The following is a 17,981-nucleotide window of genomic DNA, read 5'->3' on the forward strand; positions in this document are numbered from 1 at the left end:
CTTTATTGTAGATGAAAATCAAGAGATTTCATCTCAATGCCATTTACAAGTAACGTTAAAGTGTGTAAGCCGCTATAGTGTTTACGCGTAGATAAGTCTTTAAAGGAAAGCTTTCTTTCATAGTGTTTAGATAAATGCTTTTTGACTTGAAACTCTGCTAGCTTAAACACTTTTCTTGTGCGATTACCTCGTGATTTTACATAATCTACTGCATATTCAATACGAATTTTCTCTTCTGTTTCGCCATATAGATCAAATTGAAAAGTTAAAGAGCCTCCAATTGCTGTTTCGGGAGCTGAAAGTTGAAAATTTGAGATTGTCACTTGATGATTCTGGTCAAAGCCAAAAAGCTGTAGAACTTTTGGATGGCCATTTTTCAATAGCGTGCGACATGCATGTTTTAAAATCCAATCTGTGTGTGGGTGCTTATTAAGGTTAGCCTCAGTAAAAGTTAAAAGAAGATCAGGATGTGTTTTAGAAATATCATTTAAATTATTTGCTACGCTTTTACGTACATACAAAGATGAATCTTGAAGTAAGTTATTTAACACGGGAAACACCGGCCTTGGGTCTTGTTTAAATGATGGAATAGATATTCCCCAAGGAAGGCGAGGACGACAGCCTTCACTGGCAAGGCGGCGAACGTGTTCATTTTCATGAGTAGACCATGTTAAAAATTGTTCCATCATGCGTTTTTGATCTTTGAGTAAAAAAGGTCGAACCGCAAACTCTGAAGTAGAGTAGGTCGTGAAAAAAGCAAGCGCATCTATAGACATTTCCCATTCGTTCAAACCATATTGTTCTACATAGTCTGGAAAAGTAATTCCAGCAAGCTGTCCCTTAAATTCAGGGGCGACTTTATATAAAACAGCAAGTGCTCCGTGATAATCTAAAGCTAAATGCTTATGTAGCATTATAGTAATGTGCCTCATTCTGTCTTTTAATGATTGATTGTCCCACTCTTTATGAAAAACACCTGATATAAAAGCATCTTTTGAAAATGAAGAATAAGCTGCTTTTATCGAATGGGCCAGCTTGTTAACAAAATGTTTATTGTAGATATTTCTTTGCTCAGCCATTGGTACACCTCTTCTATATAAATTGATAAAGTAAGGTAGAGACAGTATTCTTAAGATAAACGCCCTCGTAGCTCAGAAGGGAAGAGCGCCGGAAAACATTGTAGCCACCGGGTCGCAAGGTAAGGGTTTCAGAAGCACCGAAAAGCAAAATAAGCTGAAACGGGTGAAATTCCCGTTGGTGAAACTCCGTAGGGAAGCGTGTTCCCCCGAACCTAAGCTTACGAAAGGAGTGCGGGTTCGAATCCCGTCGAGGGCATAAAAAAAGCAGAGAATTTCTCTGCTAATTACCACTCTTTTGGTTCATAGTTTAATTCTTTAAACAGCTGGTTACGCTCTTTTTTTGTTAAATCACGCCACTGACCAACCGGTAAATTATTTAAGTGGATATTCATAATACGTGTACGCTGTAGGCGTAATACCTGGTAACCTAGGACTTCACACATACGACGAATTTGACGGTTAAGCCCTTGGGTTAAAATGATTTGAAATTCGTATTTCGACAGCTGCGTTACTTTACACGGCAGTGTTTTTGTTCCTAAAATATGTACACCCTCTGACATGTTTTTAACAAATTCTGGAGTGATAGGCTTGTCCACAGATACCACATACTCTTTTTCATGCTGATTTTCTGCACGTAGAATTTCGTTTATAATGTCATTATCATTTGTTAAAAGAATAAGGCCGTCTGAATCTTTATCCAATCGTCCTACGTGGTGAATACGTAACGGATGATTGACAAGGTCAATGATATTTCCCTTTACTTTCTTCTCACTTGTACTTGTAATGCCAACTGGCTTATTTAAAGCAATATATACGTTGTTACGAGCGATACGAAGCTGCTCTCCGCTTACTCGAACGTCATCGCCAGGATATACTTGGTCACCAATTTTTGCTTTCTTACCATTAATGGTTACGCGACCTTCGCTAATTAATTTATCTGCACCGCGTCTGGAAGCTTTTCCAGATTCGCTAATGAATTTATTAACTCGCAGTTTCATCACATCCATATCTTCATTCATTTTACTTTAAAGTAATGCCTTAATATCTTATCATGCCAAGGGAATTCCGTCATTAGTTGTTCTTTTTATTATTAACAAATTTCATCTGTTTTTAACAGTAAAAAAAGGATGGAGAAAACTGTTAGCATGCTTTGTATGCATTTAGCCATGCTAATAAGTGAGATGCCAAGCGAGGCTTTCTCGTTAAAGGTAAGTATCCTAACTTTGAGGTGATAAGAATGAGTTATAAAGATCAATTAGATCCGCACTCAGAACTTTTTAGCCACAACTGGACAAGACCGAAGCGCTCGAAATCGCAGGTAAATGGACATACTCAAATGTCACAAACAAACATTATTTTGCGAAGTAATGCGAAAGCGCATCGTTGGTAAGGATGCTATTCTCTATGCAAAAGGCGCGCACAGCGCCTTTTGTTAATTCATTGAAAATGGAGGGGTAAATGATGAATCAAAAAAGTCGTGTAGAAGCGGAAAAAGCGAAATATTTTTCGTCTCAAATTGTTAAAAAACCAGGTCATTCTGATGGTGTATACGAAGAGTTTTCAAGTGAGCTTGATCAAGCTGATTTAAAAGCTCAAGAACGTGCAAAAGCTGCAGATGAACGTCAAAGTCATTAATGAATAAAATAGCTGCCGTTTGGCAGCTATTCGATAGTCAATAGTTATTATTCTCCTTGTGCGCCACCAAGCGTTTTTTGGTGAGCATGCTCCGCTTCATTTCCGTTCTTTCTAAGCTTAGCTGCTTTGTCATCAACTAGCTTTGATTGATCCACTTCTTGTGAAGGAGTTAGCTTTTTCTTAGACAATAGAATCACCGCCTTTCGATTACACTTTTAGCTTTTCTAAAACTCAATAAAATATCAGCCTAAAATAAAAAAGACTCCACAATTGGAAGTCTTTTATTTTTTCAGAAGTAGATAAATGAAATAGGGAGCACCAATTAACGCAACAATAATTCCGGCCGGAACTCCTTCAGAAGTCATTAAGTTACGTCCGATTGTATCAGCTATTAAAAGGAAAAAGCCACCCATTAAAATAGCTACGGGAATAAATAGCTGGTTTCTTGGTCCTACAAGGCTTTTTGCAAGGTGAGGAGCAATTAATCCAATAAATGCAATTCCACCGCTTACAGATACGGCAGAAGCTGCAAGGGCTACAGCAGCAAGTAACAGTGTGATTCGTTCTTTTTCAATGGAGATTCCAACACCGATAGCCGTATGCTCATTGAGCGATAAAATATTAAGTCTATTAGCTTTGTATAAAACAAAAGGAATTAATACCATTAGCCAAGGTAAAAGAGCTAAAACAAACGGCCAGTCTGAACCCCAAATGTTTCCGGCTAACCATTTTGCAATAAAGTCCACCTTTTGACGTTCAGCAGAAGAGATTAAGACAATCATGACTCCGGATAGAGCCATGGAAAACCCAACCCCAGTTAGTACTAACTTAGTAGGGGCGAGGCCTATATTTCTTTCATAGGCAAACGTGTAAATCAAGGCTGCAGTTATAATGGCTCCAATAAATCCAACAAAGGGAATCATATACACAAATGAGCCAGGGTCAATTGGGAAGAATAAGAAAAATACCGCGACTCCTACTCCAGCACCTGAGTTAATTCCAATAATGCCTGGTTCTGCTAAATCATTTCGGGTAATGCTCTGTAAAATAGCTCCTGATAAAGCAAGAGCCATACCAGCTAGTAATGTAATAACGATACGAGGCAGACGGATTGAAAATAAGATAAATTCTTCTTTAAACGTTCCTTGTCCAAATAGAGTCGGAAGCAAGCGGTCAAAGGATAAAGACGCATAGCCTAATCCCATGCTAACAGTAATTGTCAGCAAAATAAGAACTGTTAGTAAAAGCAAAATAAATAGCTGTTTTTTTCGTAGTGTAGGATGAATCATCGGATTGTGTGACCTCCTTTTTTAATAATAAACAAAAAGAAAGGGAGGCCAATCATTGCTACAACTGCAATAATGGATGTTTCGTACGGAGCGTTAATTGTGCGTGCTAACGTATCCGCAAACAACATAAACGATGACCCGATAAGTACAGACATTGGGATGATAAATCGGTAATCCGTTCCGACAATCGCTCTTACGATATGAGGAATCATCAGACCAATAAAGACAAGGTTACCGGCTAAAGCAACCGATGCACCCGCCAATAACACAATGACTCCAAACAAAATAACTTTAATCTTAGTCGTATGCTGTCCTAATCCCGTTGCTACCTCATCACTTAAACTAAGAATGGTCAGCTGTCTAGCAAGAGTAAGTGCAATCAATGTGCCTACTATAATAAATGGAATCACAATGGATAATTGTTTCCAAGATGTTAAAGTAAGTCCTCCAGAAGTCCACATAGACACATCTTTTGAAATGTTAAAGTAAATGCCAACAGCATCGGCGATTGCATATAGAAAAGTAGAAACTGCGGCACCAGCTAATACAATGCGGAGAGGGGAAAAACCTCCTCTTTTTAGAGAGCCAATGCCAAATACTAGCCCAGCGCCAACACCAGCTCCAATAAAGCATGCAATCATAATCCAAAAATAGTTGGCAGATGGAATGAGAGCAATTGTCAGAGCAAGAGCAGCTTTAGCACCAGCTGTTAATCCGAGTAAACCAGGGTCTGCTAGTGGATTCCTTGTCATCCCTTGCATGATACCACCTGATACTGAAAGAGCGATACCTACAAAAATAGCTGCTACTTCTCGAGGAAGGCGAAGTTCGCGAATAATTAAGATTTGATTATTTGTACTAGTTGAGGTAAGCGCTAACCAAACATCTTTTATAGAAATGTTAGCTGCCCCAAAAACCATTGAAATAATGAACATTCCAATAAAGATTAAAAATCCAAGAATAAGTTTAAGTGTAAAAGGAATAAATGGTGTTTTGTTCGTTGTCATGAGCCTCTCATCTTTTCTTTTATAGAATAAAGCAAAAGGAATTCTTAAAATAAGAATTCCTTTTTATGATTGGATTACTGCTGTAAAAATTTCTCTTTAAAGAAGTCTAATTGATATTCTAATGAAATTGGATCATTAAAATAAAACTCTTTTGCATTTGCTTCAAACAGTTGCTTGTTCTTTACAGCAGGAATGTTTTTGTACGTATCCGTTTCTTGGAATGACGTATCTCCATCTGTATTTTTACTGAAGATTACGTAGTCACCGGCATACTCAGAAAGAACCTCTGGTGAAATTGCATAATAGCCATCTTTTAATGCCATTTCTTTTACTTTTTCAGGCATTTTTAATTTCATCTCTTGATATAAAATTTCTGTACCACGTGCCCAATTGTCACCAAATACATAGAGTTGTTTGTCAAAGTTTTCAATAACTGAAACGGTTGCATCTTCACCAATTTTTGCTTTGATGTCTTCACCAGCCACTTTTGCATCAGCTTTGAATTCATCAATCCATGCTTGTGTTTCTTTTTCTTTGTTTAAAGCTTTACCAATTTCTAAGTGCTGAGTTAAATAATCTACTTTACCGTATGTATACGTAACGGTTGGAGCAATTTCTTGTAGTTTATCAATGTTTTTTGTTGTCGATAAACCAATGATTAAATCTGGGTTTAATTCAATGATTTTTTCTAAGTCGTCTTCTGTTACAACTTCCGCATCTTTTAGCTGGTCTTTGAAGCGAGGGTTGTCTTTTGACCATGAATCTACGCCAACTACGTTTGTATCTAAAGCTAAAACGTTTCCGACAAATGAAGCAAGAACAACTACGCGCTTAGGATCAGCAGGAACTTCAATTGGTCCATTTTCAGATTCATATGTAACAGTATCTGATTTTTTATCTTTTGCTTCATTACCTTGACTTTCGTTTGAGTTACCGCAAGCACTAATAATGAGCAGTAGTAAGAGCACAAAGGGAAGTAATAATTTTTTCATGTTGTTAATCTCCTTCTATAATAAATTATATGTAATACACATCGGTTTATTTGTTCTAGGATCGCGTCCAATTTCAGCATCGATCTGGAAGACCTCTTTTAAAACGTCTTGCTGCATGACTTCTTCACAGGTACCGGCTTTTATAATTTCGCCATCTTTCATTGCGATAATATAATCTGCAAAGCGGGCGGCTTGATTTAAGTCGTGAAGAACCATAATAACAGTGCGATCTTGCTCTTCGTTAAGCTTTTGTAACAGCTCAAGTACTTCAAGCTGATGAGCCATATCCAGGTAAGTAGTGGGCTCGTCTAAAAAGATAATATCTGTTTCTTGAGCTAGGGCCATTGCAATCCACACGCGCTGTCGCTGACCGCCCGATAAGGCATCAACAGGACGGTACTTATAGTCTATTGTTCCTGTTACTTCAAGTGCCCAGTCAATAACTTCATAATCTTTTTTTGTTAAGCGACCAAATCCTTTTTGATAAGGAAAACGTCCATAAGATACGAGCTCTCCTACGGTGAGTCCGTTTGCGCTTTCAGGGGACTGAGGAAGGATTGCTATTTTCTTTGCAAGTTCCTTGGTGTTTTCTTTTGCAATACTAGAACCGTCCAATAATACAGTGCCGGACTGATGAGAAATCAAGCGTGTAATAGCTTTTAGCAACGTTGATTTTCCACATCCGTTTGAACCAATAATGGTTGTTATTTTTTTATCAGGAATTTGAACACTCAAATCTTTTACGATTACCCGTTCACCATATCCAATGTTAAGATCTTCTGTATGTAGGCGAACCATGGCGAAACCTCCCGTTCAAAAGTGTTAATTAGAATTGGTGATAATGATTATCATTTCTGATTCATTTTTACTATAATAGTCTGTTTGAATTCTGTCAATCATTATTTTTGTTTGTCAATTTGATTAAAAAGATGTATATTTAAATGAGAATGATAATCAATGATGATTACTAGGAGTGAGCGAATCGTGAAAAATTCAGAGCTTTATGATGTAACCGTAATTGGTGGCGGACCAGCAGGGCTATATTCGACCTTTTACAGCGGACTTCGTGAAATGAAAACGAAACTAATTGAATTTCAGCCTCGTTTAGGGGGGAAAGTGCACGTTTATCCCGAGAAAATGATATGGGACGTGGGGGGCTTAACTCCGACTCCTGGAGCTCAATTAATTGAGCAGCTTGTAGCTCAAGGATTAACGTTTGATCCAACAGTTGTATTAAACGAGAAAATTGAATCTATTTCTCGAAATAATGAAGGACACTTTTTATTAACGGGTTCTTCGGGCGAAATACATCGATCTAAAACAGTAATCATAGCGGTAGGCGGAGGGATTTTGAATCCACAAAAGCTAAAAATTGAAGGAGCAGAGCGCTTTGAGATTTCAAATTTAAATTATACTGTAAAGTCACTGCAACGCTTTAAAGATAAAGTCGTAATTGTTTCGGGAGGAGGCAATTCAGCCATCGACTGGGCTAATGAATTAGAGCCTGTTGCAAAAAAAGTGTATTTAACATATCGAAAAGACTGTCTATCTGGTCATGAGTCACAGGTGACGCAGCTAATAAATAGCTCTGCAACTTGCATGTTAAATACGTCAATTAGTAAATTAATAGCTGATGGGAACAGTGAAAAAATTGCTAAAGTAGAGCTTACTAACCATTTAACTGGAGATATTACATATCTACCAATTGACGAAGTAATCATCAACCATGGATATGAGCGAGACACATCATTACTTCAAAAAAGTGAGCTTTCAATTGAAATGATTCATGATTATTATATTGCGGGAAACTCGTCAAGTGAAACAACTGTGCCCGGCTTATACGCAGCAGGTGATATTCTGCAGCATGAAGGCAAAGTAAACCTAATTGCTGGTGCGTTTCAAGATGCAGCAAATGCCGTAAATCGAGCAAAGCTGTTTATTGAGCCTAATGCTAATAAAGTTGCAATGGTCTCTTCTCATAATGAAGTGTTTAAAAAACGCAATAGAGAGCTAGTAAAGCAAATGTTACAAGCATAGAAGGTGGCTGCAGATATAGTAGCCATCTTTTTTATCGTGTAATTGTACCGTGACAAACTACTAGAGAATTTCATATAATTTTATAAGTAAGCGCTTACAAAATTTTAAGGGGATGAAGGGAATGACGAATACAGAGAAATATAGGTTTGAAACAAAAGCGGTTCACGGAACGTATAAATCAAGCATGCATCACGACAGCCTTGTTACACCGCTTTATCAAACATCTACTTTTACGTTTTCAAGCTTAGACCAAGGAGCACGACGTTTTGCAGGAGAAGAGAGTGGATATGTTTACTCAAGGTTATCAAACCCCACCGTAGCAGAATTTGAAAGTCGAATGGCAGAGCTAGAAGAAGGCGAAGAAGCGCTAGCATTTGGTTCGGGAATGGCTGCTGTATCTGCAGCTTTAATTGGTTTAACAAAGGCTGGAGATCATATTCTTTGTTCAAAAGGTCTCTACGGCTGTACGTTTGGTTTATTGGAGCTATTAAATGAGAAATATAGCATTACACATTCTTTTTCAACGTTTCTAACAGTAGAAGAAATAAGAGCTAGCATTACTGATAAAACTGCATGCATTTATATTGAGACACCGATTAATCCTACTATGCACGTCATTAATTTACCTCTTGTAGTGGCAGTAGCAAAAGAGCATGGAGTTCCAGTCATTGTGGATAATACATTTTTAACGCCGTATTTGCAAAAGCCGTTAACTCTTGGATGTGATCTTGTTATACACAGCGCAACCAAATATATTGGTGGGCATGGTGACGTTGTGGCAGGCGTAATGGTTGGAAGTACAAATCTTATTCAAGGTATAAGAAAGACTGTTCAAAAAGATATCGGTGGCATTCTTGCGCCTTTTGATGCGTGGTTATTAATTAGAGGCTTAAAAACCCTGCCTGTCAGGATGGATCGTCATTGTGAAAATGCAGAAAAAATTGTTGAAAAGCTAAAAATACACCCAAAAGTGAAAGCTGTTTATTACCCGGAAATAGAAAGTAGCTTCGAAAAGCAAATGAAAAGAAGTGGAGGGGTGTTAGCTTTTGAATTAAATGGATCAGAAGAATCTGTGAAGAAGTTTGTGAATGAACTAAGCTTAATCTCCATTGCAGTTAGCTTAGGTGATACAGAAACTTTAATCCAACACCCTGCTTCAATGACGCACGCGGTTGTTCCAGAAGCTATTAGAAAGGAAATGGGCATATCAAACGAGCTATTGCGCCTATCTGTAGGCTTAGAATTTTGGGAAGATATATGGAAAGACTTAGAAAATGCACTTGATAAAATTAGCTAATTATGTAAGAAGGAAAAGACCTTTTTAATAGGGTCTTTTTTGTTTTGTCAAGAATTTTGTTCTGAAAGTAAAAAGTTATGTTGAAATATACATATTCACTAGTTATAATGGTGTACATGCTTCTAATGAACGTTTTTAAATTATTCTGAAAAATCTTTTTAGGAAGTAATTTCAGCCAAGAAAGACGGAGGGTTTTAGGTGTCAAATAAAATACCATTTTCATTTATTGTTGTAATTGGTCTTATGTTATTCGCTCTATTTTTTGGAGCAGGAAATTTAATCTTTCCAGCCATGCTTGGTCAATCAGCCGGTACGAATTTATGGTCTGCAAACGCTGGCTTTTTACTTACAGGGGTAGGACTTCCTTTAATAGGGGTAATGGCTCTTGGGTTTTCAGGCAAAGATGATTTGCAGTCTTTAGCTAGTCGAGCACATCCTGTTTTTGGGATCGTGTTTACGATTGTTCTTTACTTAGCAATCGGTCCACTTTTTGCAATTCCTCGAGCGGGAACAGTTTCTTATGAAATTGGCGTCAAGCCATTTTTATCAGAAGGAGTAGGAGGTCTACCTCTATTAATTTTCACCATCATTTTCTTTGGAGTTGCGTGCTTCTTTTCCCTTAAGCCAGGTAAGATTGTTGATATTATTGGAAAGGTGTTAACACCTGTTAAAATTGGGTCTATTGGCATTTTAGTTGTTGTAGCAGTTGTAGCTCCAATTGGTGAATTTAAAGCTCCTTTGGAAGCGTACGAAACCAATTCATTCTTCAAAGGCTTTCAAGAAGGATACTTAACAATGGATACGCTAGCTTCATTTGTATTCGGTATTATGATTATTAACGCTATCCGTGAGAAAGGGGCTACGACTAGAAAGCAAATCATTGGGGTATGCGGAGCGGCAACTCTTATTACAGCCACAGTATTAGGTGTCTTTTATACGGCTCTGGCTTATATGGGAGCAGCAAGCGTATCTGAGCTAGGCTATTTAGATAATGGAGGTGCCGTGCTTGCGAGCGTATCAAATTATTATTTTGGCTCATTTGGAGGCGTGTTTTTAGGTATTATGATTACCGTGGCATGCTTAACAACAAGCATTGGGTTAATTATTGCCTGTTCTACTTTCTTTCACCAGCTATTTCCTAAAGTTAGCTATAAAGCAATTGCTGTTATTCTATCTGCTTTTAGCGCACTTGTTGCTAATATCGGTTTAACACAGCTAATTGCAGTTTCTGTACCAGTACTAACGGCTATTTATCCGCTTGCCATTGTGCTTATTGCGCTTACGTTTTTACATCCTTTATTTAAAGGACACCCTGTCGTATACCAAGGAAGTTTACTTTTAACATTCATCGTAAGTTTATTTGATGGACTAGGTGCTGCTGGGGTGAAAATTCAGGCAGTTGATTCAGCTTTTACACAATTGTTACCGCTATATTCTGTTGGATTGGGATGGGTTGTTCCAGCGATTATTGGAGGAATCGCGGGATATATTGTTGTATTGTTACGAGCAGGAACAGTCTTAAATAGACCAAGTAAATAGAAGTGAAAAGCATGCTGAAGAGCATGCTTTTTTTGTTACAACCACTCCAAAAACTCCAAGCGATTACCAAAAGGATCATGTACATAAATGCGATTAGCGTTTGGTAACTTTTCATCTTGTATAAAAGCAACGTGATGAGCTGCAAGATGCTCTTTCAAAGCAGATAAATTTTCAACTTCAAAAGCAGGATGTGCCTTTTTGGCAGGTATAAACGATTGGTCAATTCCGATGTGAAGTTCACAGTCGTTGATCTTAAACCACAAACCACCATTTTTCTGAAGTACGACAGGCTTTTCAACTTCCTGAAAACCAAGAAGCTCATGAAAAAAGCGTCTAGCTCTATGTTCACTATTAGGCGGAGCAGCCAGCTGAACGTGATCGATGCGTTTAAGAGAATACATCAATGAATCGCCTCCATCTGAATTCACTTCTTTCTTCTATATTAGTATAGTGGGTAGCTCTATCGAGTAGTAGAAAGAAAAAGTAGTGCACGATAATAAGAAATCCTTATAAAAAGATTAATTTTTTAGAAAATTTATTGATTTCTGTTTTCTTGTCGTGTTACCCTTTTGAAAAGGAATTTAAATGGGAATTTTTCTAAAACATCAATAGAGGGGAAGGCAGCTATGAATCCAGAAGTGAATCAAGTTGAGAAAAAAGGGGTTATACTAAGGGTATTAGATTCAATTGAAAGGGTTGGGAATAAACTTCCACACCCCGCAGTATTATTTGTTATTTTTGCTATGAGCATTATGGCTGTTTCATGGATTGTAAGTGTATTTGACGTAACGACCGTTCATCCTGGAACAGGTGAAGAACTTCCAATTAGAAATATGTTTTCTAAAGAAGGGATTCAGTTTATCTTTACATCAATGCTATCCAATTTCACAGAGTTTCAGCCTCTTGGTTTAGTACTAGCTATGATGCTTGGTATCGGAGTGGCTGATAAGGTTGGACTAATTGAAACGTTTATTAAAAAGACTATTATAAATGCACCTAAAAGTGTTATTACATACGCAATTGTTTTTGCAGGAGTGCTTGGTAATTTAGCAGCAGATGCGGCGTTTGTCATTATTCCTCCGCTTGCGGCAACCATTTTTTATACGCTAGGAAGGCATCCTTTTGCTGGTTTAGCAGCTGGCTTTGCGGGAGTAGGTGCAGGGTTCAGTGCTAACTTGGTCATTTCAGGTAATGATGCTTTATTATCCGGAATTGCAAATGAAGTAGTGAAAACGGTAAGCGATACGGCAACGGTAACACCCGTTGATAACTGGTTTTTTAATGCGGCATCTGTAGCGCTTGTTGTTCTTGTCGGTGGACTTGTAACAGAAAAAATTATTGAGCCAAGACTTGGTACGTACAAAGGGAATAAAGCATCCGTGATGTCAGAGGTATCGAACCTTGAAGCAAAAGGGCTTCGAAACGCTGGTATTGTAGGGTTTCTTTACATAGGAATGATTGTTATGATGACCGTGCCAAAAAGTGGACTGCTAAGAAGCGATGAAGGAACTATTATTCCAAGTCCATTCTTAGATGGTATTGTACCAATTACGCTTATTTTCTTTCTTTTAATTGGAATGGCATATGGATTTACGGTAGGGAATCTAAAATCTATTTCCGATGTTCCTAACTTAATGGCAGAATCGATGAAAGATATGGCTGGCTTTATTGTCTTAATTTTTGCGGCTTCTCAGTTTATTGCGTACTTTAACTGGACGAACATTGGTACGTGGATTGCTGTAAGTGGAGCTGAGATACTAACAGGAATTGGGCTAACAGGACTGCCTGTTATCATCGGATTCATCTTTTTGACTGCAGTATTGAATTTATTTATCTTTAGCGGGTCTGCCCAGTGGGCTTTAATGGCTCCTATCTTTATCCCGATGTTAATGTTGCTTGATTATCATCCGGCATATGTGCAAATGGCTTACCGAATTGCCGATTCGTCCACTAATGTTATTACGCCATTAAATCCGTATTTTCCAATTATCTTGGCATTAATGAAAGATTATGATAAAAGGTCAGGGATTGGCTCACTGATTTCCTTAATGCTGCCGTATAGCGTAGTCATTTTGGTTACGTGGACTCTATTCTTTCTAATTTGGAATCTTCTTGGGCTTCCAATTGGGCCAGGGATTGAGATGTTTATCAATAAATAAAAAAGTCGCTGTGTAAAGCGACTTTTTTATTTGTCATCACCGCATTTTGGAGATAATGCCATTAGGATCTTGGCAGTAGCTTCATGTCCATAAAAATCGTATCCCATACCCCATCTTTTTCAGTGAAGCGTGTGTGAAAGCCCCTTGATTGCCAAAATGCAAAGCCGCTAGGAAGGAATGGGTGAGTGTGTAAGCTTAAGACATCATACGTCCCTTGACTAAAAGACAGTGCTTGTTGAAAGAGCTGTTTACCAATTCCACAGCGGCGATACTTTTCGTCAACATAACACTTAACAATTTCAGCTGTGTTTTCTGGATAAAAGTCGTTCAGATGACTAAAACGACGGTCATATGGATAAACACAAATGGTTCCAATTACTTCATTGGTAGGTGAAAAAGCAGCGAAGAAAGCTGTTTTTTCTTTATGTAAGTAGTGCATTTCAAAGTTTGCTAAATCTGGAGAAAGGACATCCTTATTCAGCATGGGAAACAGTTGACTGCGCATTTTAACTAAAAAAGCAACAACTTGTTTTGCGTCTGTAGTGGTGACTTGCTTAATAGCGACAGTAGATAGCATAAAATTTCTCCTTAGACTAAAAAAATTCCGTGTATGGTGAGAGTATACACCATTTCTTTGTAAAAAAGATCGGTGTTTTCTGAAAAATAACTTTTAATATTCTGTAAATTAGATTATAGTCTAATTAGATAAATATCTAACTAGGAGTGTTTATATGCAGTTGAAACGTATTGTGGACTTTCATAAAACAATGGGCGATCCGACGCGAATTCGTATTCTAAGTTTACTAAAGTCAGGACCCCTGAACGGGCAAGCAATTGCAGGCAAGCTAGGACTAAAACCGCCAACGATTACGCACCACATGGCAAAGCTTCGAGATATTGGACTCATTAAAGAACGAAGAGACAAAAATACGATTTATTTTTATCTGAATGTCAAAGCACTAGAAGCAAGCGCAACGGCTATTTTAACGATTGTAAATGAAGAGGTGATTGAAACAGTGGAAGAAAATGATCGTTTTAAAATTTTAAAGCCCTTTTTTACTGCTGATGGAAAGCTGACAAATTTACCAGCACAGCGTAAAAAGCGTATGGTTGTGCTTGAAAAGATTATCAGTGATCTTAAGTATGGAATTGTTTATGAAGAAAAAGAACTGAATGAGTATTTAAAAAAGTTTCATGATGATTACGCAACGTTAAGGCGTGAATTAATCATGAATCATTATATGTATCGAAAAGATAATCAATATGAAATGAACCCTAAAGAGCTATGGGGTAAGATGTAAGCTAGTTTAATCAACTAGCTTTTATTTCACACAACTAATTAGATGGTTATCTAATTAGTTAAAGGGGATAGAAAGATGATTTATTTATTAAAAGTTGAGAAAGCATATCGAAGTTTATTTTTAGCAGGGGTTGTGAACGGAGTAGGAGATCGTTTCAGCCAAGTAGCGTTGTTAGCTTTGCTTTTAGAATATACGGAATCTGGCCTAGCAGTAGGTACAGCACTTGGCATTAGGGTTCTTCCGTTTCTTTTTTTTGGCCCCTTAGGAGGAGCGCTTGCGGATCGTTTTTCAAAGCCAATGATTTTAATTGTTACAGACCTCATTCGAATTCCGTTTGCTTTAGCTTTTATATGGGTAAACGATTCTTCAATGATTTGGCTTGTTTATGTAAGTACGTTTGTATTAGCAGCGGGAGAAGCTATCTATGCTCCTACAAGAAAGGCTTTAATACCTACTGTTATTCATTCGAACCGTATTGTACAGGTTAATAGTTTAGAGCAAGTATTATTAGGAATTGTATTAGTTGGTGGCTCTCTTATTGGTGGCTTTGCTTCTTTTTATATAGGAAGTGATGTCACGTTTATATTAAATGCGTGTTCTTTTTTATTTGCCAGTTTAATTGTATACAAACTAGTAGATAGAGGTGGACAACAAGTAAATTCGAAACCAACAGAATCCATTACAATTTCTGCTGTTTATTCAATTATTACGTCTTCGGTAGCTTTAATTTTGGTTTTTTGCTTTGAACTTTTTGTACCTATCTTTAATGGAATTGATAACGTACTCATTAGCGTGTATGCTGTTCAAGAATTTAACATAGAAAGCTGGGGGGTAGGCTTGTTTTACGGAGGACTTGGGATGGGGCTAATGCTTAGCTTTATTGTGGCGAATCGAATCCGAAAATATCTGTTGATTTGTGGATTAGTCTCTCTTGGAGTAGAAGGTATTTTCTTAATGATGATAAGTAACACCTATTCCTGGCAGCTAGCGTTTTGCTTTTATTTGGTTCTAGCATTCTTTTCAGGTATTAGCAACGCTTGTCTGGATTCAGTTGTTATGAGAGTGACGCCTTTACAACATCAAGGAAAGGTATTTGGTATGTTTACAACCATTTCCAACGTAACTCTGGGTTTATCTATGTTTGGAGCAGGCTTATTATTAACAGTAATAGATAGTCGAACACTTGGATTAATTGGTGGGATAGGATATGTAATCATCAGTGTAGGGTTAGTATGTATTTATATCATAAGGACTCTTAAGCAAAAAAAAACTCCTTTTATATAACATAATGAGTTGAAAGGCTGCTCAATTATTTTAGCAGCTTTTTTAGTTAATTAGGACCTATTAGTTTCTAAATATTGTTATTTATAGTTAAAATGTATTGTTTTGCTTTATTTTGTAAAAAATTATGAAAATTTAGTTTATTATAGAATGTGAAGGGATACATTCCACCTATTAAAAAGGAGCGTGAAGTAGATGAAGGTGTTAAAAAGTTTTTTTGCTATTATGCTAGTCTTTAGTGTTATTGCACCAGTAGGATCTGCAGAAGTGCCAGGAGTGAATCGCTCGATGAAGCAAGGAGCGACGAAAGGCCTTGTGTCTGTGTCACACCCTTTAGCAGCTAAAGTAGGGAAAGAAGTGTTAGAAAATGGTGGTAACGCCGTCGATGCAGCCGTAGCTATTCAGCTTTCTTTAAACGTTGTTGAGCCAATGATGTCAGGTATTGGTGGCGGCGGATTTATGATGATTTACGATGAGAAAGAAAACGATATTGAAATGATTGACGGTCGTGAAATGGCGCCAGCTAATGTAACATCGAAATTGTTCTTAGATGAAAAAGGAAAGCCTGTACCTTTTAGCAAGAGACACACAACTGGAAAGGCAGTTGGAGTTCCTGGTACAGCAAAAGTATTAGAACAAGCCCTTGCAGATCATGGGACAATGACATTTGAAAAGCTAATTGAACCAGCTATTAAACAAGCGGATAAAGGCGTTAAGGTGAATTGGTCGATGGCGCAGTATATTAATGAAAATAAGTCGAAGTTGAAAAATAATAAAGCAGCATCCGAGATTTTCTTTCAAAATGGCGAACCTCTTGAAGAAGGAGATTTACTCCTACAAAAAGACCTTGCTAAAACGTTTAGAATTTTGCAAGAGGATGGTCCTGCAGCTTTTTATGAAGGAGATATTGCGAAAGCTTTAGCTGAAGAAGTACAAGCTAAAGAAGGAACGATGACTGAAGAAGATTTAAAAAATTATACAGTTAAGAAAAGAGAGCCTGTAGCTACTACATACAGAGGTTATGATGTTATTAGTGCAGCACCGCCAAGCTCAGGTGGATTAACGGTGTTACAAATTTTAAAGCTGATGGAAGGTTATGATGTTAAAAAAATGGGAGCAAACTCTCCTCAGTACCTTCATTATTTAACAGAAGCGATGCACTTAGCGTACGCAGATCGCGCAGCTTATATGGCTGACGAAGATTTTTACAGCGTACCTAAAGAAGGCTTATTAAACGAAGAATATCTGAAAGAACGTCGTAAACTTATTAACAAAAATCGTTCAATACCTGAAGTGAAAGAAGGAGATCCTTGGAAGTATCAAGAAGGAGAGAAAGAAAAGAAAAAAGTCGTGAAAGAAGAAACGCCAATCGGACAAACCACCCATTTTTCAGTAGTAGATAAGTGGGGGAATATGGTTTCGTATACAACTACTATTGAACAAGTATTTGGGTCAGGTATTATGGTTCCTGGGTATGGCTTTATGCTTAACAATGAAATGACGGACTTTGATGCAACACCAGGGGGAGTTAACGAAGTAGAGCCAGGTAAGCGACCACGAAGCAGTATGTCCCCAACGTTTTTAGGAAAAGATGGCAAGCCGTTTATGGCGATTGGTTCACCAGGAGGACCAACAATTATTGCATCTGTCGCTGAAACAATTATGAATGTTGTAGATCACGACATGCCTATTCAAGAAGCAATTTTAACACCGCGTATTTATTCAGCAGCTTATCCAACTGTTAGGTGGGAGCCTGATATTGATCAAAATACGCGATTAGAGCTAATGGCTAAAGGACATGCTTTTGAAGAAACAGCGCAGCATATTGGGAATGTCCAAGCAGCTATTTTAAATCGAGAAACTGGAAAGATGTACGGTGGAGCTGATAATACGCGTGAAGGAACGGTTTTAGGAGTAGACCGCTTTTCCTATAAAGCAAAACAGCCCAAGCCAATTCAAGAACAAAAAGAGGGGCCGTTCACAGTAAAAGTGAATAATGTCGAATACCCATATACGCATGACCAGCTTAAGCTCATTGATGGAAAGCCTTATGTACAAGCTGATAAACTGCTACTTGGTTTGGGGCTTTTAAAAACGAGCGATTTGAAGATGTATAAGCCAACGAAACACTCCTACTTACCGGCTGCTACTACTGCAGTAGGAGCAGGATTTGAAGTAGAGTGGGATGAAGAGAAAAAAGAGCTTTCTTTAGAGAGGGACCCTGTAGAAATTGATAATCCAATTGATGATGAAGATGGAGACATTATCACGAACTAAAGTTTAGTATTAAAAGAGACTGAGACATAGGTAGTTCAGGTTCCTCCCCGTGGAAAGCGCAATGGAACGAACGTGTTCAGCTAACCTA

Annotated in this window: 18 protein-coding genes; 9 read left to right on the forward strand and 9 right to left on the reverse strand. The window is 37.8% G+C overall.

All coding sequences use genetic code 11. The features are described 5' to 3' along the window. Positions 1-2: 2 nt before the first annotated feature. Entirely contained in the window at positions 3-1,079 is a 1,077-nt protein-coding gene (locus tag BFL01S_RS13270) for a DNA alkylation repair protein (protein WP_061785953.1), read from the reverse strand. 284 nt (positions 1,080-1,363) lie between these two features. Beyond that, complete coding sequence (gene rluF / locus BFL01S_RS13275) at positions 1,364-2,071, reverse strand: 23S rRNA pseudouridine(2604) synthase RluF (protein WP_035321142.1); 708 nt, start codon at positions 2,069-2,071, stop codon at positions 1,364-1,366. 245 nt (positions 2,072-2,316) lie between these two features. Between rluF and BFL01S_RS20050 the strand changes: the two genes are divergently transcribed. Both BFL01S_RS20050 and BFL01S_RS20055 read left to right on the forward strand, forming a co-directional pair. Beyond that, a complete protein-coding gene (locus BFL01S_RS20050) occupies positions 2,317-2,469 on the forward strand; it encodes a YpzG family protein (RefSeq protein ID WP_078989514.1) in 153 nt (50 codons plus the stop codon). A gap of 68 nt (positions 2,470-2,537) precedes the next feature. Beyond that, a complete protein-coding gene (locus tag BFL01S_RS20055) occupies positions 2,538-2,714 on the forward strand; it encodes a YfhD family protein (RefSeq protein WP_078989515.1) in 177 nt (58 codons plus the stop codon). A 47-nt stretch (positions 2,715-2,761) separates the two neighbouring features. Here BFL01S_RS20055 and BFL01S_RS20770 read toward each other — a convergent pair whose 3' ends face one another. From BFL01S_RS20770 to BFL01S_RS13295, 5 genes are all read right to left on the reverse strand, one after another. Then, the gene (locus BFL01S_RS20770; RefSeq protein WP_167556118.1) at positions 2,762-2,902 is read right to left on the reverse strand and encodes a hypothetical protein; all 141 of its coding nucleotides are present in this window, start codon (positions 2,900-2,902) and stop codon (positions 2,762-2,764) included. 93 nt (positions 2,903-2,995) lie between these two features. Further along, positions 2,996-4,003, reverse strand: coding sequence for a FecCD family ABC transporter permease (locus BFL01S_RS13280; RefSeq protein ID WP_025910879.1), 1,008 nt, complete (start codon positions 4,001-4,003; stop codon positions 2,996-2,998). After that, positions 4,000-5,010, reverse strand: coding sequence for a FecCD family ABC transporter permease (locus BFL01S_RS13285; protein WP_025910880.1), 1,011 nt, complete (start codon positions 5,008-5,010; stop codon positions 4,000-4,002). Before BFL01S_RS13285 ends, BFL01S_RS13280 begins: the two co-directional genes overlap by 4 nt. A 74-nt stretch (positions 5,011-5,084) precedes the next feature. Continuing rightward, the gene (locus tag BFL01S_RS13290) at positions 5,085-6,002 is read right to left on the reverse strand and encodes an iron-hydroxamate ABC transporter substrate-binding protein (protein ID WP_061785954.1); all 918 of its coding nucleotides are present in this window, start codon (positions 6,000-6,002) and stop codon (positions 5,085-5,087) included. Positions 6,003-6,017: 15 nt separating this feature from the next. Continuing rightward, a complete protein-coding gene (locus BFL01S_RS13295) occupies positions 6,018-6,800 on the reverse strand; it encodes an ABC transporter ATP-binding protein (protein WP_025910882.1) in 783 nt (260 codons plus the stop codon). Positions 6,801-6,986: 186 nt separating this feature from the next. Here BFL01S_RS13295 and BFL01S_RS13300 point away from each other — a divergent pair, with 186 nt between their 5' ends. The 3 genes from BFL01S_RS13300 to brnQ all read left to right on the forward strand — a co-directional run bounded on the left by BFL01S_RS13300 (position 6,987) and on the right by brnQ (position 10,875). Continuing rightward, positions 6,987-8,039 (forward strand): NAD(P)/FAD-dependent oxidoreductase, encoded by a 1,053-nt coding sequence (locus BFL01S_RS13300; RefSeq protein WP_061785955.1) that lies wholly within the window; start codon positions 6,987-6,989, stop codon positions 8,037-8,039. A gap of 121 nt (positions 8,040-8,160) precedes the next feature. Next, positions 8,161-9,336 (forward strand): methionine gamma-lyase, encoded by a 1,176-nt coding sequence (gene megL, locus BFL01S_RS13305; RefSeq protein WP_061785956.1) that lies wholly within the window; start codon positions 8,161-8,163, stop codon positions 9,334-9,336. A 198-nt stretch (positions 9,337-9,534) separates the two neighbouring features. Further along, positions 9,535-10,875 (forward strand): branched-chain amino acid transport system II carrier protein, encoded by a 1,341-nt coding sequence (gene brnQ, locus BFL01S_RS13310; RefSeq protein WP_061785957.1) that lies wholly within the window; start codon positions 9,535-9,537, stop codon positions 10,873-10,875. Positions 10,876-10,910: 35 nt separating this feature from the next. Here the strand turns inward: brnQ and BFL01S_RS13315 are convergent, their stop codons facing one another. After that, complete coding sequence (locus BFL01S_RS13315) at positions 10,911-11,303, reverse strand: VOC family protein (protein WP_309247704.1); 393 nt, start codon at positions 11,301-11,303, stop codon at positions 10,911-10,913. A gap of 198 nt (positions 11,304-11,501) precedes the next feature. Here BFL01S_RS13315 and BFL01S_RS13320 point away from each other — a divergent pair, with 198 nt between their 5' ends. After that, entirely contained in the window at positions 11,502-13,034 is a 1,533-nt protein-coding gene (locus tag BFL01S_RS13320) for an AbgT family transporter (protein WP_061785959.1), read from the forward strand. Positions 13,035-13,095: 61 nt separating this feature from the next. On the opposite strand, the gene BFL01S_RS13325 is transcribed toward BFL01S_RS13320, so the two are convergent. Next, entirely contained in the window at positions 13,096-13,611 is a 516-nt protein-coding gene (locus tag BFL01S_RS13325) for a GNAT family N-acetyltransferase (protein WP_061785960.1), read from the reverse strand. 154 nt (positions 13,612-13,765) lie between these two features. Between BFL01S_RS13325 and BFL01S_RS13330 the strand changes: the two genes are divergently transcribed. The 3 genes from BFL01S_RS13330 (at position 13,766) to ggt (ending at position 17,893) form a co-directional block, all read left to right on the forward strand. Next, positions 13,766-14,335 carry a DUF2087 domain-containing protein gene (locus tag BFL01S_RS13330; protein ID WP_025910893.1) on the forward strand — a complete coding sequence of 190 codons (570 nt, stop codon included), beginning with the start codon at positions 13,766-13,768 and terminating at the stop codon, positions 14,333-14,335. A gap of 75 nt (positions 14,336-14,410) precedes the next feature. Next, positions 14,411-15,619 (forward strand): MFS transporter, encoded by a 1,209-nt coding sequence (locus BFL01S_RS13335; protein WP_061785961.1) that lies wholly within the window; start codon positions 14,411-14,413, stop codon positions 15,617-15,619. 192 nt (positions 15,620-15,811) lie between these two features. Continuing rightward, a complete protein-coding gene (gene ggt, locus BFL01S_RS13340; protein ID WP_061785962.1) occupies positions 15,812-17,893 on the forward strand; it encodes a gamma-glutamyltransferase in 2,082 nt (693 codons plus the stop codon). Positions 17,894-17,981 lie beyond the last annotated feature (88 nt).

The sequence above is a fragment of the Priestia flexa NBRC 15715 genome (assembly GCF_001591565.1).
GTDB classification, from domain to species: Bacteria; Bacillota; Bacilli; order Bacillales; family Bacillaceae_H; genus Priestia; species Priestia flexa.

Bases quoted from the DNA above. Each gene is read 5' to 3' on its own strand.
- BFL01S_RS13270 (WP_061785953.1), bottom strand. From the start codon at position 1,079: ATGGCTGAGCAAAGAAATATCTACAATAAACATTTTGTTAACAAGCTG.
- BFL01S_RS20050 (WP_078989514.1), top strand. From the start codon at position 2,317: ATGAGTTATAAAGATCAATTAGATCCGCACTCAGAACTTTTTAGCCAC.
- BFL01S_RS20055 (WP_078989515.1), top strand. From the start codon at position 2,538: ATGATGAATCAAAAAAGTCGTGTAGAAGCGGAAAAAGCGAAATATTTT.
- BFL01S_RS13280 (WP_025910879.1), bottom strand. From the start codon at position 4,003: ATGATTCATCCTACACTACGAAAAAAACAGCTATTTATTTTGCTTTTA.
- BFL01S_RS13285 (WP_025910880.1), bottom strand. From the start codon at position 5,010: ATGACAACGAACAAAACACCATTTATTCCTTTTACACTTAAACTTATT.
- BFL01S_RS13290 (WP_061785954.1), bottom strand. From the start codon at position 6,002: ATGAAAAAATTATTACTTCCCTTTGTGCTCTTACTACTGCTCATTATT.
- BFL01S_RS13295 (WP_025910882.1), bottom strand. From the start codon at position 6,800: ATGGTTCGCCTACATACAGAAGATCTTAACATTGGATATGGTGAACGG.
- megL (WP_061785956.1), top strand. From the start codon at position 8,161: ATGACGAATACAGAGAAATATAGGTTTGAAACAAAAGCGGTTCACGGA.
- BFL01S_RS13320 (WP_061785959.1), top strand. From the start codon at position 11,502: ATGAATCCAGAAGTGAATCAAGTTGAGAAAAAAGGGGTTATACTAAGG.
- BFL01S_RS13325 (WP_061785960.1), bottom strand. From the start codon at position 13,611: ATGCTATCTACTGTCGCTATTAAGCAAGTCACCACTACAGACGCAAAA.
- BFL01S_RS13330 (WP_025910893.1), top strand. From the start codon at position 13,766: ATGCAGTTGAAACGTATTGTGGACTTTCATAAAACAATGGGCGATCCG.
- BFL01S_RS13335 (WP_061785961.1), top strand. From the start codon at position 14,411: ATGATTTATTTATTAAAAGTTGAGAAAGCATATCGAAGTTTATTTTTA.
- ggt (WP_061785962.1), top strand. From the start codon at position 15,812: ATGAAGGTGTTAAAAAGTTTTTTTGCTATTATGCTAGTCTTTAGTGTT.